Here is a 15,736-nt window from a genome sequence, read left to right as displayed (position 1 = left end):
AAATAAAAAAGAGCGGTCTTCGCATTAAATGCGAAGACCGCTCTTTTTTATTAAACTCAAATTTTATTTTCCAGCTTGAGCAATTCCTTTGCAAATATTAGATATCAATGAAGGTCCTTCGTAAATGAAGCCGGTATAAATCTGCACAAGGCTTGCTCCTGCATCCATTTTCTCAATTGCATCGGCAGCAGAATGTATACCTCCTACTCCAATTATTGGAAATGACCGGTTTGACTTATTAGACAAATAACGAATCACTTCTGTAGAGCGCTTGGTTAATGGTGCTCCACTTACTCCTCCCATCTCTTTTACTAAATTTTCATCACTACGCAATCCTGCTCTAGAGATCGTCGTATTAGTCGCAATTACACCTGCAATACCCGTCTCTTGAACGATTTCTACAATATCATCCAATTGACTATCGGTCAAATCCGGAGCAATCTTTAAAAGAATTGGTTTCTTATTTTCCCTCTTTTCATTGAGATTTTGAAGTGTATTTAAAATATGTTTTAACGGCTCTTTTTCTTGCAAATCCCGTAATCCTGGCGTATTGGGAGAACTTACGTTGACAACGAAGTAATCAACATAATCAAACAGCGCATTGAAACAATAGATATAATCATCTACCGCTTGTTCATTAGGTGTTAGCTTATTTTTACCAATATTTCCACCGATCAGTAATCCTTTTCGATCTTCTACAGATAGATGTTTCAACCGGTTGGCCGCAACATCAGCACCTTGATTATTAAAGCCCATTCGATTGATCAATGCTTTATCTGGGATTAAACGGAACATACGAGGTTGATCATTTCCAGGTTGTGGTCTAGGGGTAACCGTGCCGATCTCGATAAAACCAAAACCGAAGTTAGCCATGTCCGTGATATACTCCGCATTCTTGTCAAATCCAGCAGCCAATCCAACAGGATTTTTAAACTTTAGACCAAATACTTCACGTGCTAAATTTGGATTTTCATAAGTGTAGAGATTACTTAATAATTTTTTTGCACCCCAAATTTTTGAGAACATTTTTAATCCCCCTGTCACCGTATGATGAGCAGATTCGGGATCCATAGAAAAGAAAATAGGTTTTACCAGCTTGTACATATACACAAAGGTAGACAAAGAAGAAGAAATTTCATTACTTTTGCAATCGAAATGATATCAATAAATAACTTAACATTCGAAATAGGCTCTCGCGCATTGTATGATGAGGCCAACTGGCATATTAAACCTGGAGATAAAGTAGGTCTAATTGGTGCAAATGGTACTGGTAAATCAACATTATTGCGATTGATAGTAGGACAATACACACCTACCTCAGGTAGTATATCGATGGCTAAGGACTTAAAGATTGGATACTTAAACCAAGATTTATTATCTTATCATTCTGATAAAAGTATTTTACATGTTGCGATGGAGGCTTTTGAACGTCAAAATCAGTTACATTCAGAAATAGAAAATCTACTCCAAAAATTAGAAACAGATTATTCTGACGATATTCTAAATAAACTAAGTGATAAGCAAATGGAATTTGAAGCTTTAGACGGCTACAGTATCGAATTTCGTGCGCATGAGATCTTAGCGGGACTAGGTTTTTCAGAAGATGAGCAAAAACGTCCTTTAGCAACATTCTCTGGTGGATGGCGCATGCGTGTCATGCTGGCCAGAATCTTATTGCAAACTCCAGACATCTTATTACTGGATGAGCCAACTAACCACATGGATTTACCTTCCATCAAATGGTTAGAAAACTACCTGCAGGGATTTGAAGGTGCTATCGTGATTGTTTCTCACGATAGGTACTTCTTAGACCGTATTATTAAAAAAACCGTAGAATCACGTAAAGGGAAGTTAACACTTTATGCTGGTAATTACAGTTTCTATTTAGAAGAAAAAGCATTAAGAAGTGAGATTCAGGCTGGTCAATTCAAGAACCAACAGGCCAAAATCAAACAAGAAGAACGTCTTATCGAACGTTTCCGCGCGAAAGCTTCGAAAGCGAAGATGGCACAATCTCGTATTAAAGCTTTGGATAGAATGGAGAAAGTAGAAGATGTGGATGATGATAATCCAACAGTAAACTTCAGCTTCAAATTTTCAAAACCATCCGGAAGACATGTCGTTACTCTAGAAAATGTGTCTAAAGCATATCCTAATCTAGAAATTTTAAGAAATACGGCGGGAATCATTGAAAAGGGTGATAAGATTGCTCTGATTGGTGCTAATGGTAAAGGTAAATCTACTTTATTACGTATTGTGGCAGGTGCAGATCCAGATTATGAAGGAAAATCTGAACATGGTCATAATGTATCTCAAACGTTTTTTGCGCAGCATCAGTTAGAGGCTCTACACTTAGAAAATAGCATTATCGCGGAGATGCAAGCATTTGCTCCAAAACATACGGACACCGAACTGCGCTCCATTTTAGGTTGTTTCTTATTTTCTGGTGATGATGCATTCAAAAAGATTAAGGTCCTTTCCGGGGGTGAAAAATCTCGCGTCGCCCTAGCAAAAGCATTAACTGCTGATGCCAACTTCTTAGCCCTCGATGAGCCTACCAATCACTTGGATATGCAATCGGTCAATATTCTGATCCAAGCACTGCAGCAATTTGAAGGTACTTTGATCGTTGTATCGCACGATAGGTATTTTCTAGATCACGTTGCCAACAAAATATGGTATATCGAAGATAAACAGATCAAAGAATATCCAGGAACTTACCAAGAATTTGAGGATTGGAATTCGAAACGGATAATCAAACCTGAAGAAAAAAAAGTAGAGAAGAAAGTAGTTGTAGAGGAACCTAAAAAAGTCAAAGTTGCTCCTACTGATGATAAATTCAAATTGATCAGTAAAAAGAACAAAGAGCTCGCTGCATTAGAGTTAAAGGTAGTTGAAAAAGAACTTATTGTCAAAAATTTAGAAATAGATTTAGCAAAAGAAGAAATTTATTCAAATACGACTAAACTACAAGAATACACGCGTAACTATAACTCTTCTAAAGCAGAATTAACGCAATTGCAAAAGAATTGGGAAGAACTCGCGGAAGAAATCATGGAATTAGAAGACTAATAATCGAAAATTAAGATATCAGGTATACAATAGACAAGCTTTATTGTATACCTTTTTTTTATCTTAGTATTGTGAATATCAACTGGATTGAAAGTATCATCTTCCCGAAGGTTTTTTTGAATGAAGGGAAAGCTAGCGCATTCCTCCGAGGAAAAACAATTTTAATAACCGGAGCAAGCGATGGTATTGGAAAAGCATGTGCATTACTCTTTTCAAAATTTAATGTCCATTTAATCCTTGTCGGTCGCTCTAAAAAGCGATTAGATGAGGTTGCAGAAATTATTATAAACCACAATTCAACTGCTTCGATCTTTGTTGCCGACCTGTATCAAGAAGAACAGGTAGATCAACTTATTGAGCATATCCGCACGCAACAAACACCGATCGACATCTTTATTTCCAATGCTGGTAAATCGATCCAACGCTCACTGCAACATTCATTATTCCGTTATCACGATTTTACCCGAACAAATGCGCTTAATTATTTAGCACCTGTAAAAATAACATTGGCCATTACCCCTATTTTATCAAAACAATGTGGGCAGATTGTAAATGTTTCAGCTTTAAATGTATTGCTATTGCCAATAGCAAAATGGGCAGCTTATCAGGCATCAAAAACAGCTTTCGATCAATATTGTCGATCGAATCAATCGGAATGGAGAAAAATGAATATTCGGTTGAAGACCATATATTTACCACTGGTAAAAACAAAAATGATTACCCCTAATGTGACGTATCAAAATATGCCTGCAATGGAGAGAAATGAAGCAGCGTTACGTATTTTGAAACTTTTGATGGGTGCATCTAGTTATTCTAGACCGTGGTGGGCTATTTTCCCCATTACAATTGGCTTTTTTATTCGGAAATTTTGGGATAGATTCTAATCAGGTTATCATGGTATTAAAAAAGCAATTCAGTTTTTCAAAACAGCTAATAAAATCAATATGGCACACTTTCAAATCTGGCATTAATCTTTTTACATTATTAAAATCTGTAAGAAATTCAGAACACAGTTATTTGAATGATGGTAATCGTAAGATTAACTATGCGCAATTGTATCATGACTCATTTTCTATTATAGAAAAATTAAGAACATTTCATTCGAATCAAATTGATGATCAAGTTGTGCTTTTAGCTGATAATAGCTTTGATTTTATAAAATACTTATTTGCACTCTCGGCCCTAACAAAAGAAATTGTTATCATCAGCCCTCACCTCTCTGAAAATCAATTAGAAACTATTTTACAAAATTATAGATCGACATTGATTATTACAGATCATATACAGCGATTAAAAAATATCAATAGGCAATCGAACTGTTATTCTTTTGATGAAATAAATTCATATAGTCCACATCTAGCAACAAAAAGATTTAAACGTAATAATGGAAAAATAACTATTTTAAGTACAGGAACTTCCAATATGCCAACTCCTGTAAAACGCAAGCTTAATATTACTAAAATATGGAATCCATTTATTGAACTGATTTCCAGATTAGAATTACTTCGTTATTCATCCTGTCAGATCACTGTTCCCTTTTATCATGGCTATGGTCTCGCAAGTTTAGTATTAGGGCTATTTCTCAAACAAGATATCCACTTCACAGGAAAGTTTAGTTCAAAAGTCATCGCTCAATCCATCATCAACAATCGTATCGACTGTTTAGTTATCTTGCCTGCTATGATGACTAAAATTATCGCCGCAGATTATCAAGCTTTGGGTATTTGTAAATGCCTGATTTCAGGTGGGGATAAGCTTGAACCGACGTGGGTATCTTTTATTCTAAATCAATACCCGGCCACCAAAATCTTCAACCTTTATGGCACGACAGAGTTAGGTATATGCAGTATCGCCACCCAACAAGATTTAATAATGAACAACAGCACTATCGGCCGATTCCTAAAAGGTATCAAATACCGTTTACAGGAAAATCAGGAACTTCAAATAAGGTGCCCTTGGATACAGGATAGATCTAAACGGCAATATCTCAGCACGGGTGACTTTATTCGAATGGATAAAAATGGTTTATTATATTATCTAGGCCGCATGAACGATTCGAGTAATATCGGAGGACATGTTGTACATGGTGATGAACTTGCTAAAAAGATTACTGCATATCCATCTATAATTGAGGCCAGAGTGATCATTTACAAGAATGAGATTTTAACCCCTGAATTAAGATTAAAGCTTACATTAAAAAATGATGCTGTATTTGATCAAGATGATTTTAAAAATTGGCTAGAAAAAACTTTTCCAAAATATTTACAACCGAAATCTGTTGATTATAGCTTTAAATAAGCTTAAATATAGAACAACCTTCAAATGATTGTTGAATAAAAAGCTCTTCATCTGCAACCTAAAAATCAGCGTATTGTTTAATTATAATAAAATTCCTTCACCGGATTAAAATGGATCAACCTTTCATTGAATTTATTGATATCTTCCATTTTTCCAGATAAATCGTAAATAATAGCCAACTCGCCATCCAGCTTTTCAATTGTTTTCCGATTATATTTGACCTTAAATGTATGGGCTTCATTTTCAAAGTTTGCAACATGCTCAAAGTCACAGTCTACAAATCGAACATGGACGGTACGTATTAAGTAATATCGTGATAACATCAGTTCAATTTCTTGAAATAAGGATAAAATAATCACCATAAAAAAGGTGAAGAACAAAGCGAGTTTTGTTTCTCCGATTCCAGCGATCATACCAAGGCCGGCGGTCGACCATATAACCGCAGATGTCGTCAAACCTTTGACCGATAGCTTTCCTTTAAATATAACACCAGCACCAATAAAACCAATACCTGTAACAATATTAGCGGCAATACGATCGTCACTTCCACTGCCCCCCATCATTTTAGAAACTACAGTAAAAACGGCTGATCCAAAACAGATCAATACGATGGTTCTAAATCCAGCCGCCTTATTTCTATATTCCCTTTCAAAACCAATAATGGCACCACAAAATATGGATACCAGTACATTCCAGATATATTGATTATCAAAAAAACTTAGCAAAGAGTCCATAGCAATCGAAGAATATTATAAATAGGCATATGTTATACCATCACCTCCACGATCCTGATGTTCATCTTCAAATCTGGAAATATGACTATACTTTCTCAAATAGTCACGAATAAATTTACGTAAAATACCATCACCCTTGCCATGAATAATTTTCAAAGAAGGATAACCAATCATTACTGCTCTATCTAATACTTTCTCAAGCTCATATAGGGCATCCTCAGTTCGCATACCACGAACGTCAATCTCCGGATTAAAATCAGCTACAGCATGTGCCGATAATGTCTTAGAACCAGCCCTTGCTGCTTTTTTCAAGTCTTTACCCGCTAATTTAATGACATTCTTACGTTTTTGGACTGTTCGCAATTCTCCCATCGCCAAAATCAGATTGTTTTTAGCAATTTCTAATACTACAGCTTCGTTTTCAGAATCAATAATCTTGACCCAATCGCCAACAGCAATTTCCTCTGTAAGATCTGCAACAGTAACAGGCTTTTTATCCACCTTTTTATCTTTAGGAAGAATCGTAGCAAAAGAACTGTCTAGCTTTGCTCTGATTTCTTTTGTTTTCTCCTTATCAGCTTGTGCAGATTTTATTTCGGATACCGTGTTTTCAATTAATTTATTTGAATTTTTTAACAGTAGCTGTGCCTCTTCCTTAGCTTTTTTTAGAATCGTCCTTTTATTCTCCTCCAAATAATTTTGAAGTTCTTCATATTCTGATTTTATTCGAATCAATTCCTTTTCTCTTTTTGTGATTGCGGATTTAGTATCAAATATTTCTTTCTTCTCGCGCTCTAGATCAACCAACAGCGTATCCACCTTTTTTTGATGAGTACCGACCTTTTGTTTTGCTAAATGAATAATCTCTTTATTCAGTCCAATTTTTTGAGCGATTTCAAAAGCATATGAACTTCCTGGCTTTCCGATTTGTAAAATATACAAAGGTTTCATGGCTACATTATCAAATAGCATGGATGCATTTTCTAAACCAGTTGTTTGATTTGCAAATACTTTCAAATTGGAATAGTGAGTCGTTACCACACCACGAATATTCTTTTTATTCAATACCTCCAGCACAGCCTCTGCGATAGGACCTCCAAAGAGCGGGTCAGTTCCTGTACCAAATTCATCAATCAAAACCAAGGTGCGCGCAGTGGCGAACTCGGTAAAATACTTCATTTTTGATAAATGGGCACTGTAGGTACTTAAATCACTTTCGATAGACTGGTCATCTCCAATATCAGCAAATATTTGTTTGAATATACCCACCTTAGAATTGGCATCTGCTGGTATCAATAGTCCTGATTGAAGCATCAGCTGCATCAATCCTACCGTTTTCATACAAACTGACTTACCTCCTGCGTTGGGGCCAGATACGACTATAACACGTTGTACTTCGTCAATCTTTATATTCAGCGGAACAATTGTACCACGGTCATGCTGAGCATTCAATGTCAACAACGGATGACGAGCATTGACCAGATTGATTTCTGCTTCTTTTGATAACTCAGGCATTTCAGCTTCAATATCTAATGCAAACAAAGCCTTAGATCGGACAAAATCGACCTTAGTGAGCAATCCGTCGTATGCCAACATCAGAGGTATATGCGGTCGTAGTTTAGTTGTTAATTCAACAAGAATACGGATTACTTCACGTCTGCGTTCGAACTCCAAATCTCTCACCTTATTGTTAAGGTGAAACACCTCTTCTGGCTCAATATAAGCAGTTTGTCCAGTAGCTGATTCATCATGAATCAAGCCCTTAACTTTGCGCTTGTTCTCCGCTAGAATAGGAATGCATAAGCGACCATCACGTATCGTCAGATTGCCATCAGCTGTCCAGCCACTATTTTGTGCACTCTTAAAAATGATATCAATTCGCTTGCGCGCCTCTTGCTCAGCCTTTAATATGCTTTGAGAAAGATCTAACAACAGACGTGAAGCATTATGCTTCATTTTCCCCCGATCATCAATAATCATTTCAATATCACGGATAATCTCCTTTTCAATGGGCAAGTGCTCAAATAATAATTCTAAATTAGGGTATTGCCCTTGGCGATCATTAAAATAACGGATAATGGCATACACAGTTTTTAGTGAAAGCAGCACACGATGGAACTCCTCTTCCATTAAAAAAGCACCTTCTACTTTGGCTTTTTCGACCAAAGCGCGAATGGGATATAAGTGATCTACCGGCAATGCATCATCGCTGGTCAGTAGATGTTTAAATTCGTTAGTTTGACGTAAAAATTTATCAATTTGGTCAAATCGAGTTTGTGGTTGTATTTTATCAACCAAATCACGCCCCGACTCACTGATACATTTTTGTTTTATCAATTCCTTTATCTCGGCAAAACCGAGTTTATCACTTGCGTTATTAGGATAAATCATGTTTTAATTAAAATTTATTTAACCGGTTTATGAGGCAAAATTTCCAGCTTTTGACTGGATTTTGCATCTAATAGTACAGGAGGTTTCTCCGGTTTTTTCACCTCCTTAATATCAGTACGCAAAGGTACATTTTCCGAAACCTTTACAGATTCCATTTCAGGTCTTTGATCATTACGAATAGACTTAGCTTCTACTTTCGGTACAGCTGTCGAATCAATCGACGATTTTACTGGAGGTGGAATATGTTTAAGTAGAAATGTACCCAAATTCAAGTTCCCCTTTAATCCTGTCTGATCATAAAAATCTTGAGATGCCTTTTTGTAATCCCACTTTGTACTATCCGGTTTGTAGTTCAAAATCAATTTCTTTTGCCGTTCATATAAAGCAATAAAGTCATTTACACGCGTTAAGCTATCCTGAAAGAGTGCCGTCCGAATAGAATCCTTTCTGCGTACAGAATCCATCCTAGACTGATCTGCCTTGATATATCCTTCATTCATCTTTTTTAAGTTGTTCCCAACCTCTTCATATATCTTATTCATCGACTCGGCATCACTCGCATAAAAAGATAAATTTTTCTTAAAAGTAGTCGAGTCTAAATCGAACTTCTTAAAAGTATTGTCATAAAGTGGAAAAATAACTTTCCTTGCACTATCAGCATCTAATGTTGATAAATAAGAGTCTGTTATATAAATCTCAGTCAAGACCTTCACAAAATCCTTTTTCGGGATAATATCTTTCTCATTCGTACTTTTACAAGAAACAAATAAAAAAATCAGAGCAAGTACATTCAGTATTAATCGTTGCATTTCGTAATTTTGTACAAATTTATAAAAAGGGCTGACATTTGGCACCCTTTGAATTCTTAAATATACAATTATCATGAGTATTGCAAGCAACCTAGAAGCGATTAATTTAGAAGTTAAAGCGCTCGGCGTTCAACTAGTCGCTGTATCAAAAACAAAACCGAATGAAGATATCATGCAAGCGTATGAAGCTGGGCAGCGAGTTTTTGGTGAAAATCTAGTACAAGAACTGGTTGAAAAATACGAATCCTTGCCAAAAGATATCGAATGGCACCTGATTGGTCATCTTCAGACCAATAAAGTTAAATACATCGCTCCTTTCGTCACGCTTATCCATGCTGTGGATTCGCTCAAACTTTTAAAAGAAATCGACAAGCAAGCTGCTAAAAACAAACGTGTAATTGATTGTTTACTTCAAGTACATATTGCTGAGGAAGATACAAAGTTTGGTTTTGATCATGCCGAATTGATTGAAATGTTGCGTGATGAAGAATTTTTAGCTTTAAAACATGTTAACATCCGAGGTTTAATGGGTATAGCGACAAATACGGAAAATGAAAAGGAAATAAAAGAAGAGTTTTATGAATTAAAGTCACTTTATGATGGGATTAAAGCAAGCTTCTACCGTAAAAATGAAAGTTTTGATACATTGTCCATGGGGATGTCATCGGATTATAAATTAGCGATAGAGAAAGGATCAACCATGATCAGAGTAGGTAGCACCATTTTTGGCAAACGTGTAATCAAACATTTCAAAAATAATGACTAAAGCTATTATTAGGCCTGCTGTTGTAGCAGATGGTGTGAGGATGCTCGAATTAATTCGTGAACTTGCAGTAATTGAAAAAGCACCCGATGAGGTAACTGTCTCTATGGAAGAGTTTCTAGATGCGGGATTTGGAAAAAATCCTGTCTGGGGAGCTTTTGTTGCAGAAGTTGACGAGAAAATTGTAGGAATTTCCTTATATTACATTCGTTATTCCACTTGGAAAGGAAGAAGGCTCTATCTTGAGGATTTGATTGTGACAGAAAGTATGCGTGGCTATGGAATTGGCAAACAACTTTTCGAAGAAACTCTTAATTTAGGTAAATCCCAAGGATATCACGGCATGGTATGGCAGGTCCTAGACTGGAACGAACCTGCAATTCAATTCTACAAGAAATATAAAGCGGACTTCGATGCAGCATGGATTAATGTATCAATCACATATTAAAAGATAAAAGAACGGTTAAGTTACATGAAACCAGCACACTATTTATACCTCTATATAATATTTACTTTATTGGGCAGTACTTCCTGTACAAGTGAGCAAGGAGAAACAGCACAAAAAGTTAGTGGTGATACGCTGCATTATGATATGAAGGAAGTGCATAGGTATAGTAGCTTTTTTGTAAAAGAGGGTAAAAAGATCGATACCACATTTTTTAAAGCAAGATATCCAGCTTTTAAAGATACAATGATCAATAGCTTATTGAGCCATTCCATTAATCTAGAAGGTGACTCTGAAATACATATTGCAGCGAAGAGATTTGTGGATGCTTACGATGAGTATGTAGAAGAAAATAACGGTCAGTCTTCTGCCACTTGGTTTAGAGATCTTCACGCCAAAGTTTATCAAAATACGCCTAGGTTTATCAGTATAGAAACTAATCAAACCGAATATACGGGTGGGGCCCATGGCGATCATTTCACCTTGTTCAATCATTTTGATATCAAAACAGATCAAAAAATAACGCTTGTTGATATTGTCGATGAGAAAAATCAGAAAGAATTGACTAAAATTGCAGAAAAATATTTTCGCAAATTGGAAAAATTATCGATGACAGAATCTTTAAATGACAAATACTTTTTTGAATCAGGCAATTTCACACTTGCGAATAATTTTGCTTTAACAAAAGAAAGCCTGCTGTTCTATTACAATGTATATGAAATAAAACCTTACTCTGGGGGAAATACAACCCTAGAAGTTCCATATAAAGATATTAAGCACTTGATTTCAAACAAGGGCTTGACATATATCAATAGTATTAATTAGCAATCAACCTCAACGTAAATCATATCGATGCAAGTTTTTAAATTTGGTGGCGCATCAGTCAAAGATGCTGAAAGTGTAAAAAATTCAGCATATATCATTTCTAAATATAAAGTAGGGGCTTTATTAGTCGTTGTTTCGGCAATGGGTAAAACAACCAATCTATTAGAAGATGTAACTAAAGCATATTACCACAACACCGGTGAAGCTTTTGAAATGTTAGAAAAGGCTAAAGTATTTCACTTTAACATTTTGTCAGATCTATTCGAAGACCACAATCATCCTATCTTTGATGAAATCGCGAATTGTTTTGTTGAAATTGAATGGATATTGGAAGAAGAACCACAAGATTCTTTTGATTATCTATTTGACCAAATCGTATCTACAGGTGAAATCGTTTCTTCTAAAATATTAGCTGCTTATTTAAATCATATCGGCGTAAATTCAAAATGGCTGGATGCTCGGAATTATATCATGACCGACAATACCTACACCGAAGCACAAGTCAACTGGGAGAAAACAGAGGCTATCATTCAAGCAGAGATTCCACATATCCTACAAGAATATGTAGGTATCACACAGGGTTTCATTGGTTCTACTTCAGAAAATTTCACAACGACATTAGGACGTGAAGGATCAGATTATTCTGCAGCTATATTTGCAGCTTGTCTCGATGCGCAGCATGTTACCATTTGGAAAGATGTACCTGGTGTTTTAAATGCAGATCCCAAATGGTTTGAGAAAACGGAGCTTATACCCGAATTATCGTACACCGATGCCATTGAGTTGACTTATTATGGAGCGACTGTCATTCATCCAAAAACAATTAAACCGCTACAGAACAAAAATATTCAATTGAATGTCCGCTCTTTTTTAAATCCAGAAGTACCCGGCACGAAGATCAAAAGTACAAATGTATCCTTACCGGTACCTTCTTTTATCTTTAAAGTGAATCAAATATTGATCTCTATATCACCACGTGACTTTTCTTTTATAGTAGAAGATAATTTACGTGATATTTTTAATTTATTTCATCAATTTCGAATCAAACTTAATATGATGCATAATAGTGCTATTAATTTTTCAGTAGCTGTTGATGATACTGGACAAAACATTATTGATGTCTTGGAGGAATTGAAAAAGAAATTTAAGGTAAATATTGAAACAGGTTTAGAATTAATCACAATACGCTATTACAATCAAGAAACGATCAATCGTGTCTTGGTCAATAAAGAAGTGATAAGCGAATTGAAAGATACCTATACATGTCAGCTCCTTGTTAAAAAAATATAAATGAATATACATATCCTTCAAAGGGAGGTTCAAGATTTTATACATCAACATGAACATGAATCTTCAGCTTCACTGGCATTAAAAAAATCTCCTTTTGAAGGTATAACATCCTCTGAACTTGCTTCACAGATAGATGGAAAACAGCGCTGTCGAAAAAAAATACCTCTTTGGGCACAAACTGAAAATATCTATTATCCCGATAAGCTAAACTTAGAACAGTGCTCTTCTGAGAAGACTGCACGCTTTAAAGCATCGCTAATAGAACCTAATACGACATTAATCGATATCACAAGTGGCTTTGGGGTCGATGACTACTATTTTGCTCGAGCAGCTCAAAAAGTCATCTCCTGTGAAATTAATACCGAACTTGCAGCCATATCGAAGTATAATGCGAAGCAATTACAGGCCGATAATATAGATATAATTGCTTCAGATGGAGTGAAATTTATATTTGAAAATAAGGACCTTAAGATAGACTACATCTATATCGACCCGTCAAGAAGAGTAGCGCGACAAAAGGTTTTTATGCTAAGTGACTGCGAACCCAATATCGTAGTATTGCAACAAGAGTTGTTGCAGCGGGCAGATCATATCATCACTAAGGTAGCTCCTCTTTTGGATATTACTGCAGCACGATCAGAGTTGCATCATGTCAAAGATATCTACGTGGTGAGCCTTCAAAATGACTGTAAAGAATTGCTATTTGTACAAAAAAAAGATTTCGTAGGTGAGCCCAATATCACTGCTGTCCGAATTTTTGGAGAGAAAATCCAACAATTTTCTTTTACTCAACAAGAAGAAGCTGATACAGCAGTTTGCTTTTCGCAGCCCCTGCGTTACCTTTACGAACCTGATGTGTGTCTCACTAAAGCTGGCGCTTTTAAGAGTATTACAAAAGCCTTCAATCTCAAAAAAATACACCAACATACACATCTCTACACGTCTGATATTTATGATGAGGATTTTTTAGGAAAAATCTATGAAATTTCCGAAGTCATTCCGTTTTCCATCTTCAAAAAATCTAAAGAGAAATTAAAAACAAATGCTGTTGCTAAAAATTTTCCTTTGAAAACCGAAGTGCTGAAGAAAAAATTTAAGATCACTGACGGCGGCGAGTTACATAGTTTTTTTATAACTGACGCTGCAGATGAGCTAATTGTCATCCACGCGACACGAAAATAGTAAAGCGACATTATCATTACATAGTTCTGTAAAATAAACTATAATTTTATTTTATGAGAAATATTGCTTTATCAGCTTTAGATCTTGCGCCAATCAAAAAAGGTTGCACAACATCAGAAGCATACAACAGAACCATAAAAATAGCGCAACATATTGAGCAGTTAGGATATAAAAGAATCTGGGTAGCAGAACACCATAATATGGAGTATATAGCTAGCTCTGCTACATCCTTAGTGATTCAACATATTGCTGCCAATACAAAAAGTATTCGGGTCGGTTCAGGAGGTATTATGCTCCCAAACCACTCTCCTTTAGTCATTGCAGAACAATTTGGAACATTAGAAACTTTATATCCGAATCGTATTGACCTGGGATTAGGTCGTGCACCTGGTACGGATCAGGAAACGGCTATGGCACTCCGCCGCAATAATTTCAATACGGCATATCAATTTCCACAAGACGTAGCTGCACTACAACAGTATTTCAGTGACGATAATGCAGATTCAAAAGTCCGTGCTTTTCCGGCTGAGGGCTTAAATGTGCCTTTATATATCTTAGGATCAAGTACTGATAGTGCTTATCTAGCCGCTAGTCTAGGTTTACCTTATGCTTTTGCTGCCCATTTTGCACCTGCTCAACTAGCAAAAGCAAGTGAGATTTATCATCAAAATTTCAAACCGTCGGCAAGTCTTTCAGCACCATATTTTATAGTCTGTGTCAATGTTATAGCGGCTAAAACAACAGAAGAAGCAGAATTACAATCAACAAGTGTAAAAAATTTATTTGCAGGTATCCTGACTAATACTAGAGCCCCCCTATCTCCTCCCACATTTGAAGTGATCTATAAAGGGATTCCTAGTATCGAGCAGGCGGCTGACAATATGTTGTCCTGTAGCTTCATAGGAGACAAAGAGACCATCAGACGTGAATTGGAACCGTTTATCGAAAAGCTGCAAATAGATGAACTTATGGCCATATCTTATATTTATGATGATCAAAAATGCCTTGATTCATTCCGTATTCTGAAGGAAGCGTTAACAGATTAAGAAAGTTTATTTACATCGTGCATTATAATTTCTATATTTAATTATTCAAATTATAATGCACGATGAAATATTTAAGCCTGACAGCACTATTTATAACAATTATTTTTCAATCCTGTCAAAACCAGAACCAGATTAATAAGACAACAACTCCTGATGACACTGCTGCTATCGAAACAAGCAGCGACACCAATGCGGTGAACAGTCCAAGCATCAAAACCTCTCCCAGTAATGAAGCATCCATATTCATGATAGATACCTATCGGATGGACGAGTATTCAGAAGATCCTGAAAAAATATTAAATGAAGGATGGCTAGATCTTTATGAGGAAAAAGGGGAATATTACCTTGCAAAGGTCGATTATAAAATAGAAGATGGATTCAGTGAATGTGCGGGAGTACCTACGAAAGGAGTAATTTCAAAAAGAAATTCCATCCTATTTCTCAACTTCCCTTTTTTAAAAGCAGGAAAAATTGAAAACCTAAAGATCACCAAAGCTGAAATATGGCCTAAAGAAACTGTTCTGTATAATTTTAACAACCAGAAATACTTATTAAAAGGATATGGTGACATTGTAGGAACCAATATTCAAACCAATGATCAAAACCACGAGGAAGTCTTTCACGACGTTAAAAATTATAAATTAACATGTTCAGTCAACGGAAATTCTGAAATGAACATGTTCAAAGCTGAACAGTTTAATGACACTTTTATCAAGACATTATTTGTAGGAGATATTGATCGTGATGGAAAACTTGATTTTATTATTTCAACCCCTACCGATTACGAAGAAAACAGCATTATGCTTATTCTTTCATCTCAAGTAAAAGATAACGATCTGGATAAAAGTAGCTATAAGCAAGATGTCCAATTTGATTGCTAA

At 35.9% G+C, this 15,736-nt stretch carries 14 protein-coding genes; 10 read left to right on the top strand and 4 right to left on the bottom strand.

What is annotated here, in order from left to right; translation table 11 throughout:
- Nucleotides 1-63 precede the first annotated feature (63 nt).
- Nucleotides 64-1,104, bottom strand: a complete 1,041-nt coding sequence (locus AC06G9_RS09670; RefSeq protein WP_248753880.1) for a quinone-dependent dihydroorotate dehydrogenase — start codon at nucleotides 1,102-1,104, stop codon at nucleotides 64-66.
- Nucleotides 1,105-1,155: 51 nt separating this feature from the next.
- Here AC06G9_RS09670 and AC06G9_RS09665 point away from each other — a divergent pair, with 51 nt between their 5' ends.
- The 3 genes from AC06G9_RS09665 to AC06G9_RS09655 all read left to right on the top strand — a co-directional run bounded on the left by AC06G9_RS09665 (nucleotide 1,156) and on the right by AC06G9_RS09655 (nucleotide 5,370).
- The gene (locus AC06G9_RS09665) at nucleotides 1,156-3,072 is read left to right on the top strand and encodes an ABC-F family ATP-binding cassette domain-containing protein (RefSeq protein ID WP_094772911.1); all 1,917 of its coding nucleotides are present in this window, start codon (nucleotides 1,156-1,158) and stop codon (nucleotides 3,070-3,072) included.
- 71 nt (nucleotides 3,073-3,143) lie between these two features.
- Nucleotides 3,144-3,956: an SDR family NAD(P)-dependent oxidoreductase gene (locus AC06G9_RS09660; protein ID WP_248753882.1), complete on the top strand. Its 813-nt coding sequence runs from the start codon at nucleotides 3,144-3,146 to the stop codon at nucleotides 3,954-3,956.
- Between the two features lie 10 nt (nucleotides 3,957-3,966).
- Entirely contained in the window at nucleotides 3,967-5,370 is a 1,404-nt protein-coding gene (locus AC06G9_RS09655) for an AMP-binding protein (RefSeq protein WP_480958027.1), read from the top strand.
- A 77-nt stretch (nucleotides 5,371-5,447) separates the two neighbouring features.
- On the opposite strand, the gene AC06G9_RS09650 is transcribed toward AC06G9_RS09655, so the two are convergent.
- The 3 genes from AC06G9_RS09650 to AC06G9_RS09640 are packed head-to-tail and all read right to left on the bottom strand — an operon-like array spanning nucleotide 5,448 to nucleotide 9,304.
- Nucleotides 5,448-6,104, bottom strand: a complete 657-nt coding sequence (locus AC06G9_RS09650) for an MgtC/SapB family protein (protein WP_293924964.1) — start codon at nucleotides 6,102-6,104, stop codon at nucleotides 5,448-5,450.
- A gap of 15 nt (nucleotides 6,105-6,119) precedes the next feature.
- A complete protein-coding gene (locus AC06G9_RS09645) occupies nucleotides 6,120-8,495 on the bottom strand; it encodes an endonuclease MutS2 (RefSeq protein WP_346574240.1) in 2,376 nt (791 codons plus the stop codon).
- 14 nt (nucleotides 8,496-8,509) lie between these two features.
- Nucleotides 8,510-9,304: a DUF4296 domain-containing protein gene (locus AC06G9_RS09640; protein ID WP_346574238.1), complete on the bottom strand. Its 795-nt coding sequence runs from the start codon at nucleotides 9,302-9,304 to the stop codon at nucleotides 8,510-8,512.
- A gap of 73 nt (nucleotides 9,305-9,377) precedes the next feature.
- Between AC06G9_RS09640 and AC06G9_RS09635 the strand changes: the two genes are divergently transcribed.
- The 7 genes from AC06G9_RS09635 to AC06G9_RS09605 all read left to right on the top strand — a co-directional run bounded on the left by AC06G9_RS09635 (nucleotide 9,378) and on the right by AC06G9_RS09605 (nucleotide 15,736).
- On the top strand, nucleotides 9,378-10,070 hold the full coding sequence (locus tag AC06G9_RS09635; RefSeq protein ID WP_045756528.1) for a YggS family pyridoxal phosphate-dependent enzyme: 693 nt from the start codon (nucleotides 9,378-9,380) through the stop codon (nucleotides 10,068-10,070).
- Entirely contained in the window at nucleotides 10,063-10,515 is a 453-nt protein-coding gene (locus AC06G9_RS09630; RefSeq protein WP_480958026.1) for an N-acetyltransferase family protein, read from the top strand. Before AC06G9_RS09635 ends, AC06G9_RS09630 begins: the two co-directional genes overlap by 8 nt.
- A gap of 24 nt (nucleotides 10,516-10,539) precedes the next feature.
- Nucleotides 10,540-11,337, top strand: a complete 798-nt coding sequence (locus AC06G9_RS09625) for a DUF3298 and DUF4163 domain-containing protein (protein WP_045756530.1) — start codon at nucleotides 10,540-10,542, stop codon at nucleotides 11,335-11,337.
- Nucleotides 11,338-11,364: 27 nt separating this feature from the next.
- Nucleotides 11,365-12,627 (top strand): aspartate kinase, encoded by a 1,263-nt coding sequence (locus AC06G9_RS09620; RefSeq protein ID WP_045756531.1) that lies wholly within the window; start codon nucleotides 11,365-11,367, stop codon nucleotides 12,625-12,627.
- Entirely contained in the window at nucleotides 12,628-13,809 is a 1,182-nt protein-coding gene (locus AC06G9_RS09615; RefSeq protein WP_346574233.1) for a THUMP-like domain-containing protein, read from the top strand.
- 53 nt (nucleotides 13,810-13,862) lie between these two features.
- Complete coding sequence (locus tag AC06G9_RS09610) at nucleotides 13,863-14,855, top strand: LLM class flavin-dependent oxidoreductase (RefSeq protein ID WP_293924954.1); 993 nt, start codon at nucleotides 13,863-13,865, stop codon at nucleotides 14,853-14,855.
- A 62-nt stretch (nucleotides 14,856-14,917) separates the two neighbouring features.
- On the top strand, nucleotides 14,918-15,736 hold the full coding sequence (locus tag AC06G9_RS09605) for a hypothetical protein (RefSeq protein ID WP_480958025.1): 819 nt from the start codon (nucleotides 14,918-14,920) through the stop codon (nucleotides 15,734-15,736).

It is taken from the genome of Sphingobacterium sp. MAE (genome assembly GCF_056711605.1).
The sequence above is the reverse complement of the archived record's forward strand: the minus strand, read 5'-3'. Positions and strand labels throughout refer to the sequence as shown.